A 4,584-nucleotide genomic window follows, 5' to 3' on the forward strand; every position below is an offset into this window, starting at 1 on the left:
AGCGCCGATGGTACTGCACCCGGGAGGGTGTGGGAGAGTAGGTCACCGCCGGACAAACACTCAAGGCCAGGCCCCGACACCACGTGTCGGGGCCTGACCCCTTTAAACACCCAAACACCACCACCCACGCCCAAGAAACCCAAGCACCCCAGTGCCCAAAAACACAGCCCGGTACGGTGTACTCTCCCGGGAACTTAGACTTACCAGCATGACTTCCAGCTCCCGTACGCCTGCCCGGAAGCGGGCCACCATCCTTGATGTGGCCGCTGCCGCAGGGGTCTCGAGGCAGACAGTCACCCGGGCCATGAACGGCATGCCGGGAATCAAGCAGTCCACCCGGGAACGCGTCCAGGAGTTGGCGCGTGAACTTGGCTACTCGCCGAGCCGGTTCGCCAAAGGCCTGGTCCAAGGGGCACGTACCTCTGTGGGCCTGGCAATTCCGGATCTCACCAACCCCTATTTCCCTGCCTTTGCCTCGAGCGTTGTTGAGATGGCAACCCAGCGGGGCTGGAACGTGGTGGTGGATGACTACGGACATGGTGCCGGCAGGGGCCTGGATGCCATTGAACGCCTCGCGCCGCAGGTGGATGCGGTTATTGGCTATCTTGGCCCGGACTCGGATCAGGCCCAGGCGATGCTGGGAACGCGCCCGGTGATCCTGCTGGATCAACCATCAGGCCAGAGCGCAGGCAGGATTTCCTTCAACTACAGCCATGCAGCACGGCTCGCGCTGGAGCATCTGGCCGGGGCCGGCCGCAGCCACATTGCTTATCTGGATTCGGGGCCGCGGGAGTGGATGACAACCCGCGGTACGGCTGTTGTGGATGTTGCCCGCGAGCTCGGGATCGAGCTGATTGTTGCCCATAGTGCGGACTCCGCACTGGCTGCATGCGGGGCTGTCCGCGAATTGCTGTCGCAATCGGCGCAGGTGGACGGACTCCTGGCCTTCAACGACCTGATGGCAGCCGGCGCGCTCAAAGCCCTGGCGCAAGCCGGGCGTGCTGTGCCTGCGGACTGTGCGGTGATTGGCATGGACGGGATCCCCCTTGGCGAGTTGGTGACGCCTGAGTTGACTACCCTCTCTATTGACCTCCGGGAAGTGGGAAGGGCCGCCGTCGGACTGCTTGAAGGGCTGCTGTCCGGCACCGTCTCTCCGGGAAGCGCAGCAGCTGACCTGACCCTGCGCCATGAGCTGGTGTTCCGTCAATCGGCGTAGAACTGTCGCCACGACCTATCCAAAGAGCTGCCGGACCGGTAGCATTTTCCGCGGACCGTGAAGGTTCACGAAATGCGGCGTCTGCGAACGCGGTCGCTCCCCAAGCCCCGGAGCAAGGAACGCTATGCCAGTTGAGTCACCCACTGTAACGATCGAACCCTCTGCCCAGGGCGCCCCGGGCAACCAGCGCCGCCCGCTTGAACTGGCGCCCCAGGCTGTCCTCGACCTGGCCTCGCTGGAACCTTCCCGGGGCACCCTCCCGCCGCGAGCCTACCTGCACAGCGACGCTCCCAGGCTAAAGCTCAACGGCGACTGGCTGTTCCGGCTCAGCCCTGGCGTCCGCCAGGCTCAGGACGGCTGGCAGTCCGGCGACGACGCTGCGGGTTTCACCACCCTGCCCGTCCCCTCAAACTGGCCGATGCACGGACACGGGAAGCCCGCATATACCAACGTGCAGTTCCCGTTCCCCGTGGAGCCGCCGCATGTCCCCGAGGCCAACCCGATCGGCGACCACCTGGTCGAATTCGAAGCCGGGCCAGAGTTCTTTCCGTGCGCGCTCCTCCGCTTCGATGGCATTGACTCTGCAGGCACGGTGTGGCTGAACGGCACCGAACTGGGAACCACCCGCGGCAGTCGGCTTGCGCACGAATTTGACGTTACGGGCGTCCTCCGGGAAGGCCGTAACGTCCTGGCGGTACGCGTGGCGCAGTTCTCGGCCGCCAGCTACGTGGAGGACCAGGATATGTGGTGGCTGCCGGGCATCTTCCGCGACGTTACGCTGCAGGGACGGCCGGAGCACGGCATTGACGATGTCTTTGTCCACGCCGACTTCGACCACCACACCGGGCACGGCCTCCTCCGGGTGGAGGCGGGCCGGGGCGGCGAGGCGATTGCCGCCGTCGTCCGCATTCCGGAATTGGGGCTGGAACTGGAGGCAGGCACCGAATACCGGATTCCGGACATTTCGCCGTGGTCGGCGGAGGTGCCGCGGCTCTACGAAGCCACCGTCAACACGCCTGGCGAGACGGTACAGCTGCAGCTCGGGTTCCGCAGCATCCTTATCGAAGACGCCCAGTTCAAGGTCAATGGCCGGCGGATCCTGCTGCGCGGCGTGAACCGCCACGAGCATCATCCGAAGCTGGGCCGGGTGGTGCCGCGCGAGGTTATGGAAGCGGAACTCCGGCTCATGAAGCAGCACAACATCAACGCGATCCGCACGTCGCACTACCCGCCGCACCCCGATTTCCTGGCCCTGGCTGACCAATTGGGTTTCTATGTGGTGCTTGAATGCGACCTTGAGACGCACGGTTTCGAAAATAGCGGCTGGAATCAGAACCCCAGCGACGATCCGCAATGGGAAGCCGCGCTGGTGGACCGGATGCGACGCACCGTGGAGCGGGACAAGAATCACGCAGCCGTCATTATGTGGTCCCTCGGCAATGAAGCGGGCACCGGCCGCAACCTGGCAGCGATGTCGCGCTGGACCAAGGACAGGGACCCGTCCCGGCCCATCCACTATGAGGGGGACTGGAGCTGCCCGGACGTAGACGTCTACTCAAGGATGTACGCCAGCCACGCGGAGACCGAGTTGGTCGGCCAGGGCAGGGAGGAGCCGCTAGCCGATGGAGGGCTCGATGCCCGCCGGCGCGCCATGCCGTTTATGCAATGCGAGTATGTGCATGCCATGGGCAACGGACCCGGCGGCATGACTGAATACCAGGTGCTGTTCGAGAGTTACCCACGGCTGATGGGTGGCTTTGTGTGGGAGTGGCTGGAGCACGGGATCGCCGTGACCGCGGCGGATGGCACCGAGCAGTTCGCATACGGCGGCGACTTCGGCGAGGAAGTGCACGACGGGAACTTCGTGACGGACGGCCTGGTGGACGCCAACCGCAAGCCCCGCCCCGGCCTCCTTGACTTCAAGAAGGTCATCGAGCCGCTGCGGATCACTGTGGAGGAGGACTGGTCAGGCTTCACTGTGCGGAACGGCTTTGATTTTGCCGACACCTCAGCGCTCAGCTTCCGCTACCAGGTGGAGGCCGACGGTGTGACCCTCGACGCCGGCACGGTTGCGGTCGCGCCCTTGGCGCCCCAAGGGGACTGCTTCGTGCAGCTGCCCGCCGGCCTCCCGGCACTGGCCGGGAAAGACTCCGCGGTGCTCACCGTCAGTGCCTGCCTTGCTGCCGACACCGACTGGGCATCGGCCGGGCACGAGGTCGCATGGGGCCAGGCTGTCCGTGAACTGCCCGCAGTTGCTGCGCCCGCCGCCCTTGAAGCTGTGCGTGTGGATGAGGCTGAGCTGCACCTTGGCCCGGTGACGTTTGACCGCGCTACCGGAGTTCCGACGTCGCTCGGTGATGTCGCTGTCGAGGGGCTCAGCCTGGTGCTCTGGTGGGCGCCCACTGACAACGACCTCGGCGCTGAGTGGACGGGGGAAGACCGCCGTCCCATGGCAGCACGGTGGCAGGAGGCCGGGCTCAACCGCATGCACAGCCGGCTACTCGGCATCAGCGCCGAACCTTCGCCCGCTGGCGGAGAGGTTCTGTGTGTACGGACCCGGATGGCCGCCGCCGACAAACAATACGGGGTGTTCGTCGACTATTCGTGGAGCAGTGACGGGCAGGATGTCTGCCTCCGTACCAGTATCCGACCCGATGGCGAATGGACCAGTGCCGGCCATGATGTGGAGTGGGCACGGATCGGGCTGGAAATCGTGTTGGGTACCGGAACGCGCACTGTCAGTTGGTTCGGTCAGGGCCCGCACCAGGCCTATGCCGATACCGGCCAAGGCACCAGGACAGGATGGTTCGGGCTGCCGCTCGAAGCAATGGATGTGGACTATGTGCGGCCCCAGGAATCCGGAGCCCGTGCCGGCGTCCGAACTGCCTCGTTGAACCTCGACGCCGGCACTTTGGACATCAGCGGAGAACCCTTTGCCCTGACCGTGCGCCCCTACGGGCAGGCAGTTCTCGACGCCGCCACTCACCGCAGGGACCTGGTGCCGGACGGGCGGAGCTACGTCTACCTGGACCATGCCCGGAGAGGTGTGGGGACGGCAGCCTGTGGGCCCGCCGTGCTTGAGGCGTACCGGCTGGCGCCCAGGGAGGCGGACTTCTCCATCGTGTTGCGGGCCCGTATCTGACCGCCGCGAGTATGTGACCCGGTCCACATAAAGCAGATACTCCCGGCCCGGCCCTGGATATGGCAGCTCGGACCCCCGGAATCCCCGTGAATCCGGGGGTTTTGGGGGTTGTGGTTGTGGGTGGTGGTTGATTTGCGGTGGGGGTTGGGTGGGTGTATTGTTTTTTGAGTCGCCGCCGCTGATGCGGGAAAATAGCGACCGACCCCCTTGTTCAAATGGCCTGGAA

The 4,584-nt window shown here is 65.2% G+C and carries 2 protein-coding genes; both read left to right on the forward strand.

The window, feature by feature from the left end; genetic code table 11:
• Positions 1–208 precede the first annotated feature (208 nt).
• Positions 209–1,216, forward strand: coding sequence for a LacI family DNA-binding transcriptional regulator (locus tag AC50X5_RS16780; RefSeq protein ID WP_494977207.1), 1,008 nt, complete (start codon positions 209–211; stop codon positions 1,214–1,216).
• Between the two features lie 124 nt (positions 1,217–1,340).
• Complete coding sequence (locus AC50X5_RS16785; protein ID WP_494977208.1) at positions 1,341–4,358, forward strand: glycoside hydrolase family 2 TIM barrel-domain containing protein; 3,018 nt, start codon at positions 1,341–1,343, stop codon at positions 4,356–4,358.
• The last annotated feature ends 226 nt before the right edge of the window (positions 4,359–4,584 follow it).

The sequence above is a fragment of the Pseudarthrobacter sp. MDT1-40-2 genome, from assembly GCF_059383595.1.

Excerpts from the sequence above, each read along its gene's own strand:
- AC50X5_RS16785 (WP_494977208.1), top strand. The coding sequence starts at position 1,341 with ATGCCAGTTGAGTCACCCACTGTAACGATCGAACCCTCTGCCCAGGGC.
- AC50X5_RS16780 (WP_494977207.1), top strand. The coding sequence starts at position 209 with ATGACTTCCAGCTCCCGTACGCCTGCCCGGAAGCGGGCCACCATCCTT.